Raw genomic sequence first — 20,370 nt, 5'->3', positions numbered from 1 at the left:
GCACTGATTCTTTCAGTGAGTGAGACTGTCGTTGCGGCTGGAGGAGATCCGTCGCGAGATCCACCGCACCGTGTGGCGCGGAAGGTGACGTGTGAACCAGATGAGCAACCGGTACCGGAAGCTCGGCATGGAGATCACCCGTCCGCGGCGCACGTCGCGCAGACTCGCCTCGACGAGTCGTTCGGCGTCGAGCCAGAGGAAGTTCGGAATGCTCGACGACCGGATTCCGGCCCGCATGTGGAATTCCGTGCGGACCCAGCCCGGACAAAGGGCCGTCACGGTTACGCCCGTTCCATGGAGCTCGTTCGCCAGCCCCTCCGTGAGCGAGGTCACGAAGGCCTTGACCGCCGAATAACTCCCCATCGTGACGAACCCAGCCGTGCTCGACACATTGACGATCGCACCGTGTCCGCGTTCACGCATGGCCCGCCCAGCGGCGCCGGCGAGCACCAGCACCGCGCGCCCCATGACCTCGATCGCCCGGTCGTGCGGAGCGGTGTCGGCCGAGGTTATCGGCGCGTGCACGCCGAAACCGGCGTTGTTCACGAGCATGTCCACCGGACGGGCGGGGTCCTCCAGCCGGGCGACGACACGCTCGACGTCGGCGCGATCGGACAGGTCGGCGGGCAGTACCTCGACGGCACGGCCCCGGGACTCGAGCTCGACCGCCATCCGGCCGAGCCGCTCCCTGTCGCGCGCCACCAGGACAAGGTCCCATCCACGGTCCGCCAGAGCGCGCGCGAACGCCGCTCCGATACCCGACGTAGCGCCGGTGACAAGTGCGACCCCCATACGGCTCAGCACAGTTTCATATGCCATCCACTTGACATCCGAGTTCCCCGCTCACAGCTATTACGTGGGGTGGCGAGCGGGTGCACGTCGCCGAGCCCGACACCGGCCTTCCGAGTTCGCCGACCGACGAGCCAACTCAGGTGAATCGCTACGGTCGTGCAGCAGCCGACGGCTGAGTCCTCGCGCATGACACACCTTTCATTACTCGGCTCATTCCCTTAGACCGGGCACGCATCCGTCTTGTGACACCAGATTCCGCACGTGCTCATACGGACTCAGGAATCGCCCTCTGACCTCGATCCGTCAGCTGGGGCGGGTAGTTGATCGGCTCGGCGGTTCGCCCGTAATGTCCTCTGCCGTTCGAGAGTGGGCCGTCGCGTGACGCTGCGGGGTGCGCCGGGGTTCCACGTCTCCCGGGCTGGTGCGGTCCTCTCCTTTTCGGTCCTCGTTGGGGCGGATGTGGGTGGTCAGGTGATGGCTGGGAGGGCGGTCAGTCGTCCAAGGCGGTGGTGAACGCGTCGGCCCATGGCCAGGTGTGTTCGATCCGCGGCCATCGGCGACGGGCGTGTTTCGCGAGGCGGGCCGGGAGGTGGTAGAGCCGGAAGCACATGGTGTCCGGTACGACCTAGACACTCGCATCCATGCAGGTCAGCGGCACCTTTCTGCTACCGGGGCGTCAGATAACCCAATTTAGGCCTCAGGCCACGTGTCACACATGCGCCGGTTGCTCGGTCTGACGTGACGGCCCCCGACAGTTTTTCGCACGTTCCGGGGCCTCTGCAGAGTCCCCCCCAACTCCCGCCCCAGAAAGCCGGCGCATGAACTCAAACGACGAGGCGACGACCGCGCCGCCCGAGACAGCGGGCTTCGACGTGCGTGAGTTCGCCCGTACGGCACACGGCAGCCACCGCGAAACGCTCGATCTCGGGGCGCTCGCCGAAGAGCCGCTCGACGCCGAATCCGTCCGGCTCGTCCGCGCGCTGCGCGACATGGAACGTGCGACGCTGCCCCGCATGAGCGACCTGCTGCTCACCGCGACTCACAGGGACGCCCGGGTCACCGCGTTCCTCACCACGTGGATGTTCGAGAGGTTCTGGATCGCCGACGCCCTCGACGCCGTCCTGGATGCCTCTCCCGCCACCCGCGACCTCCCTTCGAGCGCCGGTCCGGCACGGTGGGTACTGGCGGAGCGCCGCAAGCGCCGCGGCCCGATCCGTCACGCCCTCATCGCCAACATCACTGGTACGCAGATCGTCGCCGCACACGTGACGACGGGCCTCGTGGACGAATGGATCACGCAGGCGGCCTACCGGCGGCTGGCCGGCGCCTCCCGCGTCATGGCGTCGATCATCAACCCCGTGGTGGAGATCAAGCATCGTCACATCTACTTCCTCGCCGAGGAGACGGAACGGCGACTCCGATGCTCGGCCCGCGCCCGGCGCATCACCCGTCGCGCCCTCCGGCACGCCGCCTGGCCGCTCGGCTCGGTCGATCGCTCCAAGCACGAGCGAACCTTCTTCGAACGCCATGTCTTCGGCGACCAGAGCGGACGGGCCGAGGCGGGCCGTATCCGCGCGATGGTCGCCGCGCTCCCCGGCATCCGTCCCGGTGTCGCATCCACCGTGGAATCGAGGCTCCTTCCGTGACACTGCACAACGCGAAGACCGAACTCGGCAACGCACACGTCCTGTTGACGGGCGTGACCGGCTTCGTCGGGCAGGCCGTCCTTGAGCGGCTGCTCACCGATCACCCCGCCACCCACATCTCGCTCCTCGTGCGCGGGAAGGGCACCCAGACCGGGCAGGACCGACTCCAGCACCTTCTGCGCAAACCCGTGTTCGAGCGCTGGCGGGATGCCGTGGGCGCCGAAGAGGCGGAGCGCATCGTCCGTGAGCGGATCACCGTGCTCAACGGCAGCATGACCAGCATTCCCGAACTGCCTTCCCACCTCGACGTCGTCATCCACTCGGCGTCGACCGTCTCGTTCGACCCGCCCATCCACGAGGCGTTCGACACGAACGTCAACGGCACCGTAAACCTCTACGAGGCCCTGCTCGCCTCCGGATCCGACCCGCACGTCGTCCATGTGTCGACCTGCTACGTCGGGGGACTGCGTCGCGGCGTGGTGCCCGAGGCCAAGCTCGAGCACGACGTCGACTGGCGCACCGAGTGGACCTTGGCGACACAGACCCACGAGCGCACCGAACTCACCTCGCGGGAGCCGGCGATGCTCGAGCGTTTCATGTCCCGCGCCCGCGGAAACCACGGCAAGGAGGGCCCGATCGCGGCGGCCCGCGCCAGCGAGGACGCGCGGCGCGAGTGGGTGCGTTCCCAGCTCGTCTCCGCCGGCCGGCGGCGCGCGCAGAGTCTGGGGTGGACCGATGTCTACACGCTGACGAAGGCACTCGCGGAACGTGCCGCGGAAGACCTCTGGGGCGAGGCCGGACACCGGCTTTCGGTGGTCCGGCCCTCGATCATCGAGAGCGCCCTCCAGCATCCGTTCCCCGGCTGGATCGACGGCTTCAAGGTCGCCGATCCGCTGATCTTCGCCTACGGTCGCGGCCAACTGCCGGACTTCCCGGGGCTGCCCGACTCGATCCTCGATGTCATCCCCGTCGACTTCGTCGTCAACGCCATGCTGGCCGCGGCGGCCAACCCGACACCTGTCGACGAGCCGAAGTACTTCCACATCGCCTCGGGCGCGTCGAATCCGCTGCCCTTCCACCGCATGTACGAGAACGTACGCGACTACTACACGCAGCACCCGCTGCCCAAGGGCGACGGATTCGTCAAAGTACCGACCTGGAAGTTCTCGGGCGAGCGCAAGTTCAACCGAGGTCTGCTGCTGGCGAAGAGAAAGGCCGACCTGTGGGACGCCGCTCTGCGGCTGATGCCGAACGACGAGCGTAAGCGCGCTCTCGCGGCCGACAACGCCAAGCTGCGCGCCGGCATCGCCACCCTCAGTAACTTCATCGACCTCTACCGCGCGTATGCGCAGACCGAGATCATCTTCGACGACCGCAACGCCCGCGCGCTGAACAACGCGCTTCCGGCCGCGATGCGCGAGGACCGCGGCTTCGATGTGGAGCGGATCGACTGGGAGGAGTACCTGCAGAAGGTGCACCTCCCCGCCATCAGCGAGCTGACAGCGGCCTACCTTCGCCGGAAGGCCGCGACCGCCCGGTCGGCGAACGCCCACCCGAAACGCGAACTGCCGCAGCGTACCGACGTGCTCGCCGTCTTCGACCTCGAACGGACCGTCGTCGACTCCAACATCGTCGAGCAGTACCTCTGGGTACGCACCTCGGGCTTCCGTAAGGCGGCCTGGCCGAAGGAGGCAGCGGACCTGCTCGCCTCGCTGCCCGGCTACCTCCGGGCCGAGAAGCGTGACCGCGGCGAATTCATCCGTGCGTTCCTGCGCCGCTACCGCGGCATGCCCATCGCCCGTCTCGAGGAGGTCGTGAGGCGCGGCTACGCCGACACGATGCTGCGGCACACGAGCGCGGACGCCCTGGAGCGCATCCGCGAGCACCGTGCGGCGGGTCACCGCACCGTCCTGGTCACCGGCTCCATCGGCCTTCTCGCCTCTCCGCTCGCCGACCTGTTCGACGAGGTCGTCGGGAGCTCCATGCACATGAAGGACGGTGTGCTCACCGGCTACCTCGCGAAGCCGCCGCTCGTCGACGAGGCGAGGGCCGCGTGGCTCCGCCGGTACGCCGAGGAGGGCGGCTACGACCTCGCGGCCTCCTACGGCTACGGCGACAGCCACTCCGACCTGCCGTGGCTGTCGCTGCTGGGCAAGCCCTCGGCGATCAACCCCGACGCCGAACTGGCCCGCGAATCGCACAAGAGGAACTGGAACATCTACCGCTGGAAGAGCGGCGGTTCGGGGGTGCGCCGCGACGTCATCGCGGCACGGGCGACGATTCCGACGCGCACCGACGAGAAGAGTGTCTGATGGCTTTCGACATAGACAAGTACACGAAGAACTCCACCGGCGTGCAGTGGGCCGACCTCGACTTCGACGAGTTCGAGCGCGACCCGCTGTCCGAGGAGACGCTGCGCACACTGCGCTACATGTGCGACGTCGAATACCACACGGTCTGCTACATGCGTAACCTGCTGACGACCCCGTCTCACAACGAGCCCGCGGTGGGCGCTTTCATGACGATGTGGAACCGCGAGGAGTTCTGGCACGGCGAAGCGCTCGCGGCCGTGCTGGGGCGCCACAGCATCCGAGTCGACTTCGACGAGCTCAAGGCGACCCGACTGAAGCTCGGCTGGAGGGATCGCTTGGCGCCGGTGAAGCTGACGGCGATAGGTCGACTGGTCGGAAACGACTTCGTCGCCGTGCACATGGCGTGGGGCGCGGCGAACGAGTGGGCGGCGACAGCGGCGTACCACCGGCTCGCGGCGCTGGAGACCCACCCGGTGCTGGTACCGCTGCTGAGGCGGATCGCGCAGCAGGAGACGAAGCACGTCGCGTTCTACGCGTCGCAGGCGCGTGACCGGCTCGCGGCAAGCAAGAAGGCCCGCGTGATCGCCCGCTTTGCGCTCGAGAAGGCCTGGGGCCCGGTCGGCTCGGGCGTCATGTCCGAGGACGAGGTCACCCACGTCATGACGCACCTCTTCGCGGGTTCCGAGGGCCGCAAACTCATCCGCGACATCGACTCGCACATCGCGAAGCTGCCGGGTATGGACGGGCTGCGCATAGTCGAGGACTCCATGGACAACCGCGGCATCGCTGCCTGACGCCGCTGGCAGAACGGTTTCGGTCACCGAGGGCATGACTTGGCACCACCATCGGTCGCGGACCGGGCCCGCTGAACTCGCCCACCGGCCCTGGGCCCAGCGGGCCATGACAGCACGTCGCACGTCACGCCCCACCGTGAGGAGACCGCCCTCCTCGTTCAAGGCTGCCTGGAGCTCCTTGACCGCTGCCTGGGGAAGGTCTCTCACACGCCCACTGTTGGGCCGGTACCGAAGGTGGTATGTGCCACGCGGTCCGCGTGCTCCACGATGACGGTCGTCAGATGACGACGATGCCGCACCTTCCCGCACGCCCCCTCCGCACAAGCTCTGCGGAGCCGGGGAGGCCGCGTCGTCCGACACAAGGGGCAAAAAAGCATCGAGCATGCGGCCCCGAGCGCACCGGGCAACGCCGGCCCTTCCGACCGAGGCCCTGGTTCCGCCTGAGTGCGGATACTCAGGCGCGATGGTTGCTGGTGCGGATGAGGCACGTGATGAACGAACGCTACGGTGCTTCTCGATCACCAAAAGGATGCTGTCGCACCTTCACATCCGCTCGTCGGTGCACGACGAGACACCGGGAGGGGGCCACGCATGGCGTGGGACGAGTGGGAGCAGCTCAAGACCGCGGCGTCCGAGCGACACACCACACGGATGCAGCTCAACCAGCTGTCCGCCGGCCCCGGAGGCTCCACCCCAGGGGGCAGCGGCGGGGGTATCGACAAGCTGAGGTCCGACAAGGCCGCGTGGACCAAGGCGGGGGAAGGCGTCGGCGATCTGCGGGACAAGATCGGGCGGGGACTTTCGCGGGTACGCGCTGCGGCCGACTGGATCGAGAACGCCGTCACCCGCGGCGAGGTCGACCTCGACGAGCAGCTTCAGAAGCCGCTGAAGGGCGTCTCCCGCTCGCCGTCGTCGTAGTGCTCGCCGCGCAGGTTCGGAACGATCCTCCCGGCCGTCGCGACGAACTGCGCGCAGGCCGCGACCAGGTCCGTGAACTGCGCGCTGTGTTCCATGCGCCGCAGCTGACCAGGGACCTCCTCGGAGACGACTGCGGCACTCGCGTCCGCGCCTTCGCGCCGACTCGGCAGGCGTCACGAACGCAAAGCGGCGGCCTCGGCGATCGATGCGAGCTGCTTCATGGACAACGGCGGATTCGCCCGGTTTGCCGGGAGGCCGAATGCCATTGCATTGAGCTCGCTGACTACAACGCGCCGTCCGTCGCCGTAGAGGGCGTCGGCATCCCACTCGACGGCGTTGCGACCGCCGCTCGTGGTCGGGTACTGGCGAGTGACCAGCCTGTTCCCGGACCTGTCGGGTTTGGCGTTCTTGAAGATCTCATTCAGTTGTTCCTGCTGGGGAGGCCAATCCTGGACGGTGATGGTCAACAGGGCTTCTGTACGGCCGTCGTCGAGCAGAACGTCCACATATCCCTTTTCGGAACCGCCCTTCCGCACCGCGTGAACGCCGCTCGGCAGGGCGCCGTCGAGAGCGTCGAGAATGGTCTGCTTGCCCAGCACCGCTTGGCTCGGGGCCGCGGGGGGCTCGGCGGGGCGAGAAAGCCCGTCGATCAGTGACGCCCAGCCCGGGGCGGAGGCGAGTGAATCGCCCCGGGTTCGATAGAGATCTCAGATTATGGTTGTGACCTGGGGTTTCGTGGATTCCATGTAGTGGTTGGCTTTGTACTCGACGGGCGGAACGTGCCTTATCTCACCGTGGAGTCGGCGGTGGTTGTACGAGTCGACCCACTCTGCGGTGGCCGACTCGACCTGGGAGAGCGACTTCCAGGGCCGTTGGGGCTTGATCAGTTCGGTCTTGTACAGGCCGATCGTGCTCTCCATCAGGGCATTGTCGTAGGCGTCGCCGACCGATCCGATCGAGGCGGCGATGCCGGCGGCGTCCAGATGCTCGGCGAGCCGGAAACTCGTATATTGCGACCCGGCATCCGAGTGGTGGATCAACTCGCCTGGCTGAACTGGGTGTTGGTCGCGGTCACGTTGCCACACGGCCATCTCAAGGGCGTCCAGGACGAAGACCGTTTCCTTCACGGTGGCCGCGGACCAGCCGACGATCCGGCGGGAGAAGGTGTCCACGACGAAGGCGACGTAGACGATACCGGCCCAGGTTTTCACGTGGGTGAAGTCCGCGACCCAGCAGCGGTTCGGGGCGCCGGCGACGAAGTCGCGGTCCAGCAGGTCCGGCGCCCGTTCGGCCTGCCCGCCGGGCAGCGTGGTGATCACGCGTTTACCACGGACCGCCCCAGCGATGCCGAGTTCGCGCATCAGGCGTTCGACGGTGCAGCGGGCCACGCGGCGGCCCTGCCGGTTCAGCTCACGCCAGATCTTCCTCGCCCCGTAGACGTGGTAGTTGGCCTCGAAGACCTCGCTGATCTGTTTCTTCAGTTCGGCATCCCGCACGGTCCTGGCCGACGGCGTGCTCCGACGTTTGTGGTGGGCGTAGTAGGTGGAAGGGGCGATCCTGCAGTCGTGCTCGGTGAGCGTCCTGCAGATCGGCTCGACGCCGCCGAAGCGGTCCCGGTGCTCGTCGATGAACGCTACGAGCGTGTGTGTGGCCGGTCGGGCTCGGCCGCGAAGAAACTCGCCGCGGCCTTCAGGATCTCGTTGGCCCGCTTGAGTTCGGCGTTCTCCTTCTTCAACGCCTTGAGCTGGGCGGACTCCTCCGTCGTTGTCCCCGGACGTGTCCCCGCGTCGATCTCGTGCTGCTTCACCCAGTTCCGCAGCGTCTCGCGGGAGCTGATGCCGAGCTTCTCGGCCACCGCCTGCAGGGCGGCCGTCTCGTTCGGGTAGTCGTCGCCTACCTCGGCGACCATGCGCACCGCGCGACGGCGGAGCTCAAGCGGGTAACGGGAAGGTCGTGCCATGACTCGATCCTTTCATGAAATCGAGTCTCCATTCGAACCGGGGCGATTCAGTTATTGAAATACGGGCCCCCGGGCGGACAGAAAATTGCCAGATCGGTGTCTTCGCCGCCTACGCCACCACCCGCGGCCATGCCCTGATCGATCGCGAGCTCTACCTGCCCAAGTCCTGGACAGGCGACCGGGAACGCTGCCGAGCGGCCCGCATACCCGACGAGCGCACCTTCGCCACCAAGGGCGAGCTGGCTCGCGACATGATCTTGCGCGCCCTGGCCTCCCCGCTGCCCGTCGCCTGGGTCACTGCGGACTCCGCCTACGGACAGGACTCGTGCTTCCGGCGTTTCCTGGAAGACACCAAGCTCTCCTACGTTGTTGCCGTCCCCAAGTCGCAGCAGGTGAACGGCCCGCGCATCGACCATCTCATCACCCAGGCCCCGCCCGAGGCGTGGCAGCGTCTGTCGGCGGGGCCTGGAGCCACGGGCGAACGGTTCTACGACTGGGCCGGTGCCCGTCTGCCCGCCGTGGCCGAGTCCGACGGCGGCGAGCCGACTCGGCAGCGGTGGATACTGGCCCGCCGCAGCATCAGCAAGCCCGACGAGATCACCTACTACCTCGCCTGCGCTCCACTGGACGCCACCGTCGCCGACCTGGTCCGAGTCGCAGGATGCCGATGGAAGATCGAGGAGTGCTTCCAGAGCGCGAAGAATGAGTGCGGACTGGACCAGTACGAGGTCCGTCGCTACGTGGGCTGGTACCGGCACATCACGCTTGCCATGCTCGCCCACGCGTTCCTCGCGGTGATGGCCGTGCAGGAGCGCGAAAAAGGGGTGTCGAGGCCGACACACCCGACCTCGTGGACCTCACACCAGCCGAAATCCGTCGTCTGCTGGCAGCTCAACCCGGCCGCCATCCTGCACGCCGCGACCACGCGGTGAACTGGTCCCGATGGCGGCGTCGCCACCAGGCACGTGCCCGACGCTGTCATTACATGCGGCGCGGGCACTCGTTGGGGGGACGGTCGGCCCAAGACCGACCCACCCATGCCAAACCCTCGCTACACTCCCCACCGCCAGACCGTTGAGCAGGAGAAATGCAGAAGTCCGGCTGGAGTACTAGCCGAAGAGCCTGTACGACGCGCGGTAGACGGGGTCTGTCTGCGCGAGGATGTCCCGGCGCACCTCGTGCATCTGCCGGTAGAGACGGTGGTTGTCGGCATCGGGGCGGAAGACCGCTCCGGGGCGGACCATGGCGTCGACGGCGTCCTCGAAGGTCGCGTACAGGCTCACGCCGACCGCGGCGCAGATCGCCGCGCCGAGGCCGGCGGCGTTGTTGACCGCGGCGCGCAGGGCGGGGACGCCGAAGACGTCCGCGAAGATCTGCATCATCAGGTCGGAGTGGGAACCGCCGCCGGAGACGATGGTCTGCCGGTAATCCGTGCCGAGCTCGGCGGCCATCGTCGTGCTGTGCCCGTGCACGGTCAGGGCCAGTGCCTCCAGGATCGAACGGTAGATGTGGAACCGGCCCTGCCGGCCGTCGAAGCCGAGGATCGAGCCCTTGCGGTACGGGGCGTCGGTGGGGGCGAGCCAGTCCAGCATCGTCATCAGGCCGTCCGAACCGGCCGGAACGGCGGCGGCTCCGCGGTTCAGAGCTTCTTCGACCGACATCCCGTCGCGGGCCGCGGCCTCGGCCGCCTCTTCACCGAGCAGGTCGCGGAACCAGCTGACGGTCCACATCCCGCGCCGTACGCCGAAGCTCTCGTAGAGGTACTCGTGGGGCCGGCTGGCGTAATTGGTCCAGAAGCCGGTCGCGTCCTTGACGTTGCGGGCGCCGGTGGCCATCCCCGTCACGTAGGTGCCGAGGGACACCAGCAGGGTGCCGGGGTCGCTCAGACCGCAGCCGAGTGCCTCGACGGCTTTGTCGTTGGCGGTGGCGACGACCGGCAGGCCGGCCGGGATCCCGGTGTGCGCGGCCGCCTCGGCGGTGACCTGCCCGAGTACGTCGCCGGGCTGCACCGTCTCGAAGAGCATCTCCCGGGGGACGCCGCACTTGGCCAGCTCGGCGTCGTCGGTCGTCCACCGCCAGGTGTCGGAGTCCATCGGCCACATGCCCGCGTAGTTGGCCGCGGTGTCCTTCCACTGACCGGTGAGTCGGCGGGTGATGTAGCCCGAGGAGGTGGTGACGTAGCGCACCTGCGGGTCGGTGTGTTCGTACGGGCGCGAGACGCGCTCGTCCATCCAGCTCATCACCGGGCTCGCCAGGGTGCCGTCGGCGCGCAGCAGGGCGCGGCAGAAGCGGATGGTGCACAGGCCGACACCGACGATGTCCGCGGGGTCGCCGGGGAAGGCGGCCAGGGCGCGCCGGCTGGCCTCGCCGATGGAGGTCCACAGGTCGTCCTGCGGGTGTTCGACGACCCCGGGGCGTGGGGTGTCGTAGGGGCGCAGTGCCTGACGGCCTTCGCACACGGCGGTTCCGGACTCGTCGAAGATGGTGACCTTCGAACTCTGCGAGCCGTTGTCGATGCCGATGAGGTAGCGCGCCATGCCTGTGCTCCGTGTGCTTCCTGGGCCGTGTGCGGCCGCCGGGCCTGTGGGGACGGCGCTCCGCGGATGCGGGGTGCCGCCGTCGGGGGCCGTGCGGACGCGGCCCGGTCGCAGCGTCCGCACGGCGTGAGGGCCGGACCGGTCGGCCGGTCCCGGCCTCCGTCAGCCGCCGATCGGGAAGATCGTCCCCTTGTTCATGATCCCGTTGGGGTCGAAGGCCGCCTTGAGCTTCGCCAGTATGTGGTACGCGCTGCCGTGCTCCTGCTCGGTCCAGGCGGTGCGGTACTTGCCGATGCCGTGGTGGTGGACCATCGAGCCGCCGACCTTGAGGGCCTCCTCGACGATGATGGCGTTGATCGGGATGTGGTACTTCTCGATCTCCTCGCGCGGCTCACAGTCGATGGAGTAGTCGTACACGAAGTAGAGGTTCGTGCCCGTCTGGTAGCTGTGGGACGAGTGGGCGCCCAGCATCGTGAGGTCGCCGGCGTGCGGGTACTCGGTGCGGATGCGGTGCATCACGTTGTTGTAGAGCTCGACGGTGCGCGACCAGTCGGCGGAGACCTCGGTGGTGTAGCCGAGGTGGTTGTCGGCGAGCATGCTCGCCTTCTCCGCCTCGATCTTGTCCGTGCCCCAGTTGAGGTTGTCGAACCAGGCGCGGATGAGCTCCGGATCGACCTTCTCGTGGGGGTGCCGGCCGATGACGCGCTCGATCTCGTCGCTGGTGGCGCGCACGATGCCCTTGGGGCCCTCGGCGACGAAGACCACCACGCACTTGCCCTGGTAGAAGTGGGCGAAGTGCTGGCGGGCGTCCTCGGGCGAGTACAACCGGACGACCGAGGGCCGGAAGCCGTTGGTGACGACCTCCCGGATGACCGCGACGCCGGTCGCCACGTCGTCGACCAGGAAGCCGTGGAACTCGTTGTTCTCCGGCATGTACTTGAAGACCTTGACGGTGACCTCGGTGACGTAGCACAGGGCGCCCTCGTTGCCGATGACGATGTGCCGGATGTCCGGGCCGGTCGAGCGGCGCGGGACGTTCTTGATCCGGCTGACCGTGCCGTCGGGGAAGACCGCCTCCAGTCCGACGACCATGTCCTCGATCGCGCCGTAGAGGGTTGAGAACTGGCCGATGGAACGGGTCGCCACGAGGCCGCCCATCTGGGCCAGCGGCTTGGACTGGGGGGAGTGGCCGGTGGTGAGGCCCTGCGCGCGCAGGGTGTCCTCCAGCACCTGGAGCGGCACTCCGCACTGGGCGGTCACCTGCATGTTCTCGGCGTCGATGGACACGATCCGGTCGAGTCCGGAGCCGTCCAGGACGATGGTGTCCTCGACGACGGTCTCCAGACCGCCCTCGGTCCCCGTGCGGCCGGTGCGCGCCACCACGTTGATGCGGTGCTCGTCGGCGAAGGCCAGGACGGCCGCCACGTCCTGCGTGCTGGTCGCCTCGACGATCGCGGCCGGGATCGGCCCGTCGAAGATGCCATGCACCGACTGGTACTTCTTGAACCGGTCGACGCTCGCCAGGCGCAGCTGCTCTTCGTCGGTGACCACGCGGGAGGCGTCGACCAACTCCCTGAGGCGGGCGACGATCTCGTCGCGGCTCAGCTTCGATGCGGACTGGACCATGTGGATCTACCTCGTTCTTGCGGGGAAAGCCGGGGAGCCGGGGGAAAAGGGGGTGCTGAACCGCTCAGCGGACCAGGTATCCGCCGTCGACGGCCAGGACGTGGCCGTTCACGTAGTCGGAAGCGCGGCTGGCGAGGAACACGGTCGCGCCCATCAGGTCGGCGACCTCTCCCCAGCGGCCGGCGGGGATGTGGTCCAGGACGCGCTGGTTGGTCTCGGGGTCGGACCTGGTCGCTTCGGTGATCTTCGTGGCGAAGTAGCCGGGGGCGATCGCGTTGACCTGGATGTTGTGCTGGGCGAGTTCGTCGCAGTACGCCTTGGTGAAGCCCACGATGCCGTGCTTGGTCGCCGCGTAGGCGGGCGACCACTGGCCGCCCAGGAAGGAGAACATCGACGCGATGTTGATGATCTTCCCGGAACGCTGCGGGATCATGTGGGCGATGGCCTCGTGCGCCAGCTCGAACGCGGCCGTGAGGTTGACCGAGATCATCGGGTCCCACTCGGCGCGGCCAAAGTCCTCGACCTTGGCCAGCTTGGAGATCCCGGCGGAGTTCACCAGGATGTCGACCGATCCGAAGGCGTCCACGCAGCCCTGGACGACCTGCCGGGGGACGCCCGGGGCGGTGATGTCCGCCTCCAGGAACTCCATACGGCGGCCTTCGGCCTCGATGAGCTGGCGGGTCTCACCGCCGTCCTCGGCCAGGGCCGGTACGAAGATGTTCGCGCCGGCCTTGGCGAGCGCGAGGGAGAACGCCTGCCCGAGACCGGTGTTGCCGCCGGTGACGATCGCGTTCTTGCCGTCCAGGGAGAAGAAGTCCCGGGAGAATTCCGTGATGTTCATGAGTGCTGCACCTCGTCGTGCTGGTGGGTGGACCGCTGGTGACCTTCGCCGCCGCGTGCGGCGCCCGGCGTCAGCCGGCGGGCCACTCCACGGCCAGGTACTGGGTCTCCAGGAACGCCTCGATGCCGTCCGTCGCACCCTCGCGGCCCAGGCCGGACTGCTTGACACCGCCGAAGGGGGCGGCGGGATCGGACAGCAGGCCGCGGTTGATCCCGACCATGCCCGACTCGATCCGCTCCGCCATCCTGACGGCACGGCCGAGGTCGCGCGAGTACAGGTAGGCGGCCAGCCCGAAGGGGGTGTCGTTGGCGGCGGTCACCACCTCGTCCTCGTCGTCGAACACGGCGATCGGGGCGACCGGGCCGAAGACCTCCTCGTGCATGATCCGTGCGTCCGGCGTGACGCCGGACAGTACCGTCGCCGGGTAGAAGTAACCCGGTCCGCCGGGCGTGGGGCCCTGGGCCGTGACGGTCGCACCCCGCTCGACGGCGTCGGCCACGAGCGAGCGGATCTTGTCGATCGCTGCCTGGTTCACCATCGCGCCCAGCTCCACGCAGTCCTCCAGGCCGGGGCCGATGCGCACCGCCTCCATCGCCTCGCCGAACTTGCGGGTGAACTCCTCGACCACGTCCTGGTGCACGTAGAAGCGGTTGGCGGCGATGCAGACCTCGCCCCCGCCGCGCATCTTGGCGTCCATGGCACCGCGCACGGCGGCATCGACGTCGGCGTCGGCGAGAACGATGAACGGCGCGTTGCCGCCCAGCTCCATCGTGGTGTTCTTCACCGTCTTGGAGGCCTGCTGCAGCAGCAGCTTGCCCGTTCCCGTGGATCCGGTGAACGAGAACTTGCGCACCCTCTCGTCGTCCATCCACACGCCGACCACCTCGGCCGCCCGGTCGGTGGGCACCACGTTGAACGCGCCCGCCGGCAGCCCGGCCTCGTGCAGGATCGCCGCGATCGCGATCGCGGTCAGCGGGGTCTCGGGGGCGGGCTTGAGCACGACCGTGCAACCGGCGGCCAGGGCCGGCGCGGCCTTGCGGGTGACCATGGCGGCAGGCAGGTTCCACGGGGTGACGTGGGCGGTGACGCCCACCGGCTGCTTGCGGATCAGATGCCGGAAGCCGCCCGCGGGAGCGTCGCCGAATCCGGAGCCGATGCGCACGGCCTCCTCGGAGTACCAGCGGAAGAACTCGGCGGCGTAACTGACCTCGCCCCTGGCATCACGCAGGGACTTGCCGTTCTCCGCGACCATCAGCGTCGCCAGCTCGTCGATCCGCTCGTGCATCAGGTCGTACGCACGCCGCAGGATCTCCGCCCGCTGCCGTGGGGCGACCGCGCGCCAGACGGGGAACGCCGCGGCGGCGGCGTCCACCGCGGCGGCGGCGTCGGCGGCCCCGCCGGAGGAAACCTCGCGCAGGAGTTCGGCGGTGGCCGGGTCGACGACGGGGTAACTGCGGCCGTCCGCCGCCTGCGTCCAGGCCCCGTCGATGAACAGGTCGCGGACAGCGGCCGGGGCCGTGACGACGTTGCTGATTTCCATGGGGTGTTCCTCGCTCGTTGGCTGTGCCGTGGGGTCCGGGCGGTCGTGCCGCGCTGCCTGTGCCGGGATGCGGCCGCAGCGCCGCCGCCGCATCCCGGAAGGCCAAAAGGCCCGGTCAGCGCGGCACGGCGGGACCCGCAGGTCGTGCCGAATGTACGGGCGGCGCGACGAGGCGGACAAGGCGCCGTCGGAGATCGCAACAATGGTTGCGCTCCCGACAACCGCCCGTGAGCAGCGCCCTGTCGGCACGCCCTCGTCGGCTGCTCACATGACCGGAGCGGCCCTGGGCGCGGACGGCACCCAGCCCAGTTGGACCGAGAGCCGCAGGGCGGTGCGAGCGGTGGCGCGGCCTGCCTCGGCAGTCCGCGGACCCAGCCGCCCGACGGGCCCGGACACGTTGACCGCGGCGATCACCCGGCCCCGGAAGTCGCGCACCGGTGCGGAGACGCCGACCAGCCCGGGTTCGAACTCCTCGTACTCCTCGGCCCAGCCGCGCCGCCGGACGGCCTGGATCTCCGCCCACAGCTGCGGCAGGGTGTGAACGGGTGAGGCGGGCCGTTCCGGGGAGAGGTCCGGCTCGGGGCCGAAACGCACGTACAGCTCGTCGGGTGTGGCGTCGACCAGCAGGGCCCGCCCCGAGGACGTGCAGACGGCCGGCACCCACTGGCCCTCCCAGTCGTGGGCACGGTAGGAGTGCCCGGACAGGGACAGCAGGGTGAGTACCTGCCGGTCGCGCAGGACGCACAGGTGCGCGGTCTCCTCCAGGTCCACGGCGAGGTCCTGCACCAACGGCTGGGCCAGCCGGAACAGGCGCTGCTCGTAGGTGCGCCCGACCAGCGAGAACAGCCGCCAGCCCACCCGGTACTCCAGCGTGCCGGGATCACGCTCGACGATGCCTTCGTCGGCCAGCGCCCGCAGGGCACGGGAGATCTGGCCCTTGTCCCGGCCCACGATCTGGGCGATCCGCACCACGCCGAGACCCCCGCCGTTCGCGCGGGCCTCGTCGGAGGCCAGCGCCTCCAGCAGTTCGAGGTCCCGGCGCAGTCCGCGACCGCGGCCGTCGGAGACCGGGCCGCGCGGGTCAGGCAGGCCCGCGGACGTTGTGGCGGGGATGGTGGGCGGGCTCTCGCCGGCGGACACGGGGTCCGACTCGCCCGAAATGGAAGTTGTCAACACGGGGCCAGGGTAAATCCACCACGAACCGTTCCAGGTTGTCGCCAGCGCAACTGTGATTGCGATTACCGGCCCCGCCTTGCCGCTGTCTCCCGCACCGACCTACATTCCGAAGCAGGCCCGGCCCACGCCCCCGCGGGCGTCGGCGGCCGAGTCGTCGTACGCCTCCGACCTGCGTGTCCGCCGGGCTCGGGGGTTTCTCGCGGATGCGTTCCGCGTCACATGGACACCACCCGTACCGCCTGTCGAGGAGCTTCGACATGACCTTCGCCCGCACCGCACTGATCGGCGAGTCCTTCGTCGGCCAGGGCCCCAACGCGGCCCACACCAACATCGTCCTCGGCCGCCGCGGCGGTCCCGTGGAGGGTGCCTGGGCCACGGCTCTGGCTTCACCCAGCGCCGGATACGCGCCGTTCGTGACCGTGGTGCGGCCCTCCGTCCCGGTCAAGCCCTTCACGCTCTTCGTGAACAAGGCGGAGGCCGAGGGCGAGCTGCACCAGCGCGCCACCTGGGGCTCCGCACAGGCCGGTCTCGCCGCCGGTGTCAGTGACGCGGTCGCGCAGGGCCTGATCCCGGCGGAGGAGGTCGAGGAGCTGCTGATCATCGCGGCGGTCTGGGTCAATCCGCAGGTGGACGACCTGGACGAGTCCTTCCGCAACCAGCGCACCGCCGCCTACGAGGCCATCGCGGCCGCCGTGCGCTCCCTGCCCGGCATCGACGAGATCCTCGACATCGCCGCGTCGGGACCGGCCAACCCCTTCTACACGCCGAGCGCCGAGCAGTTGGCGGCCTCCGCCCCCGGCACGGCCCACCACTGAGCCGTCGCCCGTGCGGCCGGACCACCCGCCCCCGGCGGCTCGTCCGGACCTTCGACCCCATCACACAGCAGCGAGGGAACACTATGCAGATCGGATTCATCGGCCTCGGGAACATGGGCGGCCACATGGCCCGCAACCTCATCGAAGCCGGCCTTCCGGTCGTCGTGCACGACGTCCGGGAGGCCAGCGCCGCCCAGCACATCGCTCTGGGCGCCACCTGGGCGGCGAGCCCGGCGGACTGCGCCGCGAAGGCCGACATACTGATCACCATGCTGCCCAACCCGCGCATCGTGGAGGACGTCATGCTGCGCGGCGGCGCCGCTGCGGCACTGCCGGAGGGGGCGCTGTGGATCGACATGTCCACCTCCACTCCGGAGGCCGCCCGCAGGGTCATCGGCGAGGTCCTGGAACCCAGGGGCCTGCGGATGCTCGACGCCCCGGTGAGCGGCATGGCCAAGGGCGCCCGCACGGGCACCCTGCAGATCTTCGTCGGCGGCGCCGAGGCCGACTTCGCCCGCGCGCTGCCGGTCCTGGAGGTCATGGGGGACCCGCAGAAGATCATGCGCGTGGGCGGTCAGGGCAGCGGCTACACCGTCAAGCTGATGATCAACCTGCTCTGGTTCACCCACCTGGTGGCCTCCTCCGAGGTGCTGGCGATGGGCGTCAAGGCCGGTGTCGACCTCGGGGTGCTGCGGTCGGCGCTGCTGGCGAGCCCCGCCGCGTCCAACTTCCTCGAGAACGACATCATGGGCATCCTGGAGTCCGGCGACTACGACGAGTCGTTCGCGATGGTGCTGGCCTGCAAGGACCTCGGCCTCGCCGTCGACCTGGGCCGGGACGTGGGCGTGTCCACCGAGCTGTCCGCCCTGGTCGAGCAGATCTACCGGCGGGCCAAGGCCCGCTACGGCGACCTGTCCGGTGAGATGGTCCCGGTGAAGCTGTACGAGGAGCTGGCCGGCCAGGACTTCCGGCTGCCCGGCACCGAGACGGCGGAGGCCTCCTGAACCCCTCCGAGCCATCGAGATCCCTACGCGCGTGTTCCCCGACCGGGGGCACGCGCGTTCTCGTTGCGCAGGCGCGGCGCCCACGGGTGATCGCATCTCGGCCGGGACCAGGCAGCGGAACCCACTTCACTGCCGGGGCGGCCCTGGAGCGGCCTCCGCACGGACTTCCCGCGCGGACACGCAAGGGTCCCCTTGACCCGACGTGCGGCGCACCAGCCTCCGCGCCGTCCCGAGGCGCTCGGTACGCGGCGCCGCTGCTGCGGGAGCCGTGGCGGGGACGGGACCGGTCCTGGACGGCCGTCCACGTGCCCGTACGGGCCAAGCCCCACCGGTGAGCGCCATGGCGCAGATTCGTTCCGCGGACTCGCTCCGCAGATTCGCTCCGAGGGCACCCGGTGCGGCCCGCGCACCGGACACTGTTCGCCCCCCGTGAGCGCCCCGCACGGCACGAGAAAGCCTGTGGCCACGACGGAAGCTTCCGTCGTGGCCACAGGCGTCGTCGGGGCCCCGGTGTGCCCCGGAAGGGTCAGTCCTGGTGAGAACGCGCGCTCCGCGCGGCCTGCGCGAGGTCCATGTCCGTGGTCTCCGGTGCGAGGAACTGGGAGACCAGACCACCGAGGGCCAGGACACCGGCTCCCGTCCACATCACGAAAGCGACGCCGAAGTGGTTGAGGCCGATGGGCAGCAGGAAGGTGCCGATGGCGGCGCCGACACGGCTCATGGCGGCCGCGAAGCCCACGCCGGTGGTGCGGACGGAGGTCGGGAACACCTCAAGGGGGTAGACCGCCGTCAGCGCGCTGGACGCGGCGTTCAGGAAGATGAAGAAGAGGAAGCCGATGACGACGACCGGAGTGGAGTCGGGCCACAGGGCGACCACTGCCAGGCTGGCGGCGGTGATCCAGAACGGCGGGATCAGCAGCTTGCGGCGGCCGATGCGGTCGACGACCGCGGTTCCCAGCGCGACGCCCAGCACCGCGGTGACCGCGTAGACCAGCAGCGCGGCGGTCGCGTCGTTGCCCAGGCCGAGCGCGTCGAAGACCTTGGTCCAGAACGTGCCGATGGCGAAGTAGGGCAGCACCAGAAAGGCCCAGAAACTGCTGGAGAAGATCGTGCTGCGAATGTGCGTACGGCTGAACAGCGCCCGGAAGCTGTCCTTCTGCTCCGCGTCGGCCACCTCGGCCTCGACGTCGACCTCCAGGCCGTACTTGGCGATCAGTTCCTCGGCCTCCGCGCGCCGGCCCTTGCTGAGCAGCCATCGCGCCGACTCCGGAACCCCTCCTCGCAGCGCCAGGCAGATCGCGGCGATGATCGCGCTGCTGCCGAGCGTCCAGCGCCAGCCCCCGTCCACGTGGGCCAGTCCCGCGCCGACGATGGTCGCCACCATGTAGCCGACGTACCAGCTGACCTCCAGGCTGGCCAGCAGGCGGCCGCGGTTGCGGCGCGGAGCGTACTCGGACAGCAGCGGGGCACCGATCGCGTACTCACCGCCGATCGCGATGCCCATGACCAGCCGGATCACGAACAGCTGCAGCCCGTCGGTGACGAAGAACTGCGTGACCGACCCCACAAGGAAGATCACCATGTCGACCAGGAAGACCGGCCGACGTCCCATCCGGTCGGCCAGCCAGCCGAAGACCGGGCCGCCGACGAAGATGCCGATCAGCGGAGAGGCTCCGACCAGGCCCTGCCACAACGTGGAAAGGTGCAGGTCAGCCGTGAGCGCGGCGAGAGCCATGCCGATGCCGCCGATGATGTAGCCATCGAGGCCTTCGCCGATCTGTGTCGCGAGCTTCAGCTTGATCAGCAGCCGTCTGCGGTTACGGTCCGCGGTACTGGCCTGTAGTTGAACGGGTGGTTGTTTGACGGGCGTCATTGCCATGTCAGGCCGTCCTTGTCATCGAAAGTTCGATTGCCCTTGGTGGCGCTGGGCGGACGGTGACGCAAGACGCGAGCTACCCGTCCGGGCTGTCATGAAAGTAAGGTCGGCCAGGGGCTAGAACAAGATCGAGCCGCAGATCGCAATCATGGTTGCGCCAGCGGCAACCCCGCAGGGTTCCCGGATGCCTCGGATCCGATTATGCGCGCGAGCGAAACGCCGATCGAAAGTCGTAGACTCGCTGTGGGCATGTGTCCGCCTTCCTCGACAGTGGCGCGTCAGCCGTAGGGCGGTCGTCCACCGAGGCAGGCCGGACCGCCGGACGGAATCGACCGCGTCGTCCACGGAGGCAGGCGGGCCGTCGACGCGGTGAAATCGCAGGGCACCCTTCAGGCCCACCAGGGCCCCGGACGGAGGTGACCTATCGCAACGAAGTTAGGCGGCTGGATCGCGTTGACCTGCGTGGACTGGATTGGGTGAGACGGCTGCGGGACCACGATTGCCCCGTGACGTTAGATCTTGACCGTCTGTCT

The 20,370-nt window shown here is 68.9% G+C and carries 17 protein-coding genes; 7 read left to right on the top strand and 10 right to left on the bottom strand.

All coding sequences use genetic code 11. The annotated features are described in order from the left end of the window. Positions 1-12: 12 nt before the first annotated feature. Complete coding sequence (locus tag OG819_RS47635) at positions 13-792, bottom strand: SDR family oxidoreductase (protein WP_266637670.1); 780 nt, start codon at positions 790-792, stop codon at positions 13-15. An 818-nt stretch (positions 793-1,610) separates the two neighbouring features. On the opposite strand from OG819_RS47635, the gene OG819_RS47630 reads away from it, so the two are divergent. From OG819_RS47630 to OG819_RS47615, 4 genes are all read left to right on the top strand, one after another. After that, positions 1,611-2,438: a hypothetical protein gene (locus tag OG819_RS47630; protein ID WP_266637668.1), complete on the top strand. Its 828-nt coding sequence runs from the start codon at positions 1,611-1,613 to the stop codon at positions 2,436-2,438. Then, entirely contained in the window at positions 2,435-4,750 is a 2,316-nt protein-coding gene (locus tag OG819_RS47625; protein ID WP_266637666.1) for an HAD-IB family hydrolase, read from the top strand. The genes OG819_RS47630 and OG819_RS47625 overlap by 4 nt, the downstream gene beginning before the upstream one ends. Next, on the top strand, positions 4,750-5,544 hold the full coding sequence (locus OG819_RS47620) for a ferritin-like domain-containing protein (protein ID WP_266637664.1): 795 nt from the start codon (positions 4,750-4,752) through the stop codon (positions 5,542-5,544). Before OG819_RS47625 ends, OG819_RS47620 begins: the two co-directional genes overlap by 1 nt. A 591-nt stretch (positions 5,545-6,135) precedes the next feature. After that, complete coding sequence (locus OG819_RS47615; RefSeq protein WP_266637662.1) at positions 6,136-6,462, top strand: DUF6192 family protein; 327 nt, start codon at positions 6,136-6,138, stop codon at positions 6,460-6,462. Here OG819_RS47615 and OG819_RS47610 read toward each other — a convergent pair. The 3 genes from OG819_RS47610 to OG819_RS47600 form a co-directional block, all read right to left on the bottom strand. Continuing rightward, on the bottom strand, positions 6,420-6,557 hold the full coding sequence (locus tag OG819_RS47610) for a DUF6192 family protein (protein WP_266637660.1): 138 nt from the start codon (positions 6,555-6,557) through the stop codon (positions 6,420-6,422). The two genes, OG819_RS47615 and OG819_RS47610, sit on opposite strands and share 43 nt — an antisense overlap. Before the next feature lie 78 nt (positions 6,558-6,635). Beyond that, the gene (locus OG819_RS47605; protein WP_266637658.1) at positions 6,636-7,061 is read right to left on the bottom strand and encodes a hypothetical protein; all 426 of its coding nucleotides are present in this window, start codon (positions 7,059-7,061) and stop codon (positions 6,636-6,638) included. Between the two features lie 108 nt (positions 7,062-7,169). Next, positions 7,170-8,422, bottom strand: a protein-coding gene (locus OG819_RS47600; RefSeq protein ID WP_266637656.1) for an IS3 family transposase whose coding sequence is annotated in 2 segments (ribosomal slippage) — positions 7,170-8,140 and positions 8,140-8,422 — 1,254 coding nt in all. Because the reading frame shifts where the segments join, the coding sequence is not laid out codon by codon here. Positions 8,423-8,436: 14 nt separating this feature from the next. Between OG819_RS47600 and OG819_RS47595 the strand changes: the two genes are divergently transcribed. Continuing rightward, positions 8,437-9,354 (top strand): IS701 family transposase, encoded by a 918-nt coding sequence (locus tag OG819_RS47595; RefSeq protein ID WP_266655975.1) that lies wholly within the window; start codon positions 8,437-8,439, stop codon positions 9,352-9,354. A 177-nt stretch (positions 9,355-9,531) separates the two neighbouring features. Here the strand turns inward: OG819_RS47595 and OG819_RS47590 are convergent, their stop codons facing one another. From OG819_RS47590 to OG819_RS47570, 5 genes are all read right to left on the bottom strand, one after another. Then, positions 9,532-10,959: an FGGY-family carbohydrate kinase gene (locus OG819_RS47590; RefSeq protein WP_266655973.1), complete on the bottom strand. Its 1,428-nt coding sequence runs from the start codon at positions 10,957-10,959 to the stop codon at positions 9,532-9,534. A 162-nt stretch (positions 10,960-11,121) separates the two neighbouring features. Continuing rightward, positions 11,122-12,585 (bottom strand): FAD-binding oxidoreductase, encoded by a 1,464-nt coding sequence (locus OG819_RS47585; RefSeq protein WP_266655971.1) that lies wholly within the window; start codon positions 12,583-12,585, stop codon positions 11,122-11,124. A gap of 64 nt (positions 12,586-12,649) precedes the next feature. Continuing rightward, a complete protein-coding gene (locus tag OG819_RS47580; protein ID WP_266655969.1) occupies positions 12,650-13,426 on the bottom strand; it encodes an SDR family NAD(P)-dependent oxidoreductase in 777 nt (258 codons plus the stop codon). A gap of 70 nt (positions 13,427-13,496) precedes the next feature. Then, positions 13,497-14,966, bottom strand: a complete 1,470-nt coding sequence (locus OG819_RS47575; RefSeq protein WP_266655967.1) for an NAD-dependent succinate-semialdehyde dehydrogenase — start codon at positions 14,964-14,966, stop codon at positions 13,497-13,499. Between the two features lie 264 nt (positions 14,967-15,230). Next, positions 15,231-16,142 (bottom strand): IclR family transcriptional regulator, encoded by a 912-nt coding sequence (locus OG819_RS47570; RefSeq protein WP_323139447.1) that lies wholly within the window; start codon positions 16,140-16,142, stop codon positions 15,231-15,233. Positions 16,143-16,399: 257 nt separating this feature from the next. Between OG819_RS47570 and fae the strand changes: the two genes are divergently transcribed. Both fae and OG819_RS47560 read left to right on the top strand, forming a co-directional pair. Further along, a complete protein-coding gene (gene fae, locus OG819_RS47565; RefSeq protein ID WP_266655965.1) occupies positions 16,400-16,957 on the top strand; it encodes a formaldehyde-activating enzyme in 558 nt (185 codons plus the stop codon). Between the two features lie 83 nt (positions 16,958-17,040). Next, entirely contained in the window at positions 17,041-17,961 is a 921-nt protein-coding gene (locus tag OG819_RS47560; protein WP_266655963.1) for an NAD(P)-dependent oxidoreductase, read from the top strand. A 526-nt stretch (positions 17,962-18,487) separates the two neighbouring features. On the opposite strand, the gene OG819_RS47555 is transcribed toward OG819_RS47560, so the two are convergent. Then, on the bottom strand, positions 18,488-19,840 hold the full coding sequence (locus OG819_RS47555) for an MFS transporter (protein ID WP_266655958.1): 1,353 nt from the start codon (positions 19,838-19,840) through the stop codon (positions 18,488-18,490). Positions 19,841-20,370 lie beyond the last annotated feature (530 nt).

It is taken from the genome of Streptomyces sp. NBC_01549 (assembly GCF_026339955.1).
In the GTDB taxonomy this organism is placed as follows: Bacteria; Actinomycetota; Actinomycetes; order Streptomycetales; family Streptomycetaceae; genus Streptomyces.
The sequence above is the reverse complement of the archived record's forward strand: the minus strand, read 5'-3'. Positions and strand labels throughout refer to the sequence as shown.

Bases quoted from the DNA above. Each gene is read 5' to 3' on its own strand.
- OG819_RS47560 (WP_266655963.1), top strand. From the start codon at position 17,041: ATGCAGATCGGATTCATCGGCCTCGGGAACATGGGCGGCCACATGGCC.
- OG819_RS47555 (WP_266655958.1), bottom strand. From the start codon at position 19,840: ATGGCAATGACGCCCGTCAAACAACCACCCGTTCAACTACAGGCCAGT.
- OG819_RS47620 (WP_266637664.1), top strand. From the start codon at position 4,750: ATGGCTTTCGACATAGACAAGTACACGAAGAACTCCACCGGCGTGCAG.
- OG819_RS47635 (WP_266637670.1), bottom strand. From the start codon at position 792: ATGGGGGTCGCACTTGTCACCGGCGCTACGTCGGGTATCGGAGCGGCG.
- OG819_RS47580 (WP_266655969.1), bottom strand. From the start codon at position 13,426: ATGAACATCACGGAATTCTCCCGGGACTTCTTCTCCCTGGACGGCAAG.
- OG819_RS47590 (WP_266655973.1), bottom strand. From the start codon at position 10,959: ATGGCGCGCTACCTCATCGGCATCGACAACGGCTCGCAGAGTTCGAAG.
- OG819_RS47585 (WP_266655971.1), bottom strand. From the start codon at position 12,585: ATGGTCCAGTCCGCATCGAAGCTGAGCCGCGACGAGATCGTCGCCCGC.
- OG819_RS47575 (WP_266655967.1), bottom strand. From the start codon at position 14,966: ATGGAAATCAGCAACGTCGTCACGGCCCCGGCCGCTGTCCGCGACCTG.
- OG819_RS47595 (WP_266655975.1), top strand. From the start codon at position 8,437: ATGAAATCGAGTCTCCATTCGAACCGGGGCGATTCAGTTATTGAAATA.
- fae (WP_266655965.1), top strand. From the start codon at position 16,400: ATGACCTTCGCCCGCACCGCACTGATCGGCGAGTCCTTCGTCGGCCAG.
- OG819_RS47610 (WP_266637660.1), bottom strand. From the start codon at position 6,557: ATGGAACACAGCGCGCAGTTCACGGACCTGGTCGCGGCCTGCGCGCAG.
- OG819_RS47630 (WP_266637668.1), top strand. From the start codon at position 1,611: ATGAACTCAAACGACGAGGCGACGACCGCGCCGCCCGAGACAGCGGGC.
- OG819_RS47615 (WP_266637662.1), top strand. From the start codon at position 6,136: ATGGCGTGGGACGAGTGGGAGCAGCTCAAGACCGCGGCGTCCGAGCGA.